This is a genomic window from Neisseria sp. P0009.S007 (genome assembly GCF_051962515.1).
Window position 1 is genome coordinate 1 of sequence record NZ_JBQCVF010000480.1, and the last position, 1,086, is coordinate 1,086.

Here is a 1,086-nt window from a genome sequence, read left to right on the forward strand (position 1 = left end):
ATATAAGTAAAACCACTCCAACCTTCACAAGGCTGTACTCAATGATAGCCTATCCCTTAACCTCAACAAATCTGTATGGTCACTACTTCCCAATACATCTAAATTTCCAAATGCTTTGGCATAAATTTCTTATTTATAAGATAATGCTATTTCTTTAATCATTATAAAAAAGGGGAAACTATGTTTGATTTTATAAAGCGGAAATTTCGTGAAGCCATCATTGACCCGATTTCCGACAGTGTTCGAGAAAAACAGGAACAATTGGCAGAAACGGCTTCTGAATATGCGGCACCAAGCGTTTTCTACCTACTCTTCGCCATTACAGGAGCAGTAGCCGCCATTTTGGTTTTACTTAGCCTTTCACTCTATATAGGCCAGCTTTTGGGCAGCTACCTATACGGACTATTTATCTTTACCTCATTTTTTATCTTATTGTTTTTATTTGTATGGGCCATGCGTTCTCGTATTGAAACAGCCGTTAAAAAAACCGTATATGAGCTTTTAAAACCATCAACAGATGCCGATGTTACGATTCCTTTGGTGGAGGCGGAGGTCTTAGAAGAAACGGAAGTCAAACGTTTGGAAAAACATTAAAATTTTAAAAGGCCGTCTGGAAAACATTCAGACGGCCTTTTAATTAAACTTTTTATTTTTCCGATTTCAACACCCGCTGACGGCGGGTTTCACTCAATACCATGCCTGCGCTGACGGAAACGTTCATGCTTTCTACCGTGCCAAACATCGGAATCGATACCAGCATATCGCAATGCTCGCGCGTCAGGCGGCGCATACCTTCGCCTTCGTTGCCCATTACCCAGGCCACGCTGTCGGGCAAGTCGCAGTGGTAAAGGTCGGAGTCGCCGCCCATGTCTGTGCCGACAATCCAAATGCCGTACTCTTTCAATTCACGCAAAGTACGGGCAAGATTGGTTACGGTAATATACGGCACGGTTTCCGCCGCACCACAGGCAACTTTGCTGACGGTCGCATTCAAGCCGGCGCTTTTGTCTTTGGGTGCAATCACGGCATGCACGCCCATCGCATCGGCAGTACGCAGGCACGCGCCGAGGTTGTGCGGATCGGTAA

The 1,086-nt window shown here is 44.9% G+C and carries 2 protein-coding genes; one reads left to right on the forward strand and one right to left on the reverse strand.

Translation table 11 applies throughout. The features are described from left to right. The first annotated feature begins 180 nt into the window (after nucleotides 1-180). Complete coding sequence (locus tag ACTHS3_RS14210) at nucleotides 181-594, forward strand: hypothetical protein (RefSeq protein ID WP_070608929.1); 414 nt, start codon at nucleotides 181-183, stop codon at nucleotides 592-594. 52 nt (nucleotides 595-646) lie between these two features. Here ACTHS3_RS14210 and rlmB read toward each other — a convergent pair. Then, nucleotides 647-1,086 (reverse strand): 23S rRNA (guanosine(2251)-2'-O)-methyltransferase RlmB (gene rlmB / locus ACTHS3_RS14215; protein WP_440368272.1); only part of this gene is annotated, 440 nt, incomplete at its 5' end.

Bases quoted from the DNA above. Each gene is read 5' to 3' on its own strand.
- ACTHS3_RS14210 (WP_070608929.1), top strand. From the start codon at position 181: ATGTTTGATTTTATAAAGCGGAAATTTCGTGAAGCCATCATTGACCCG.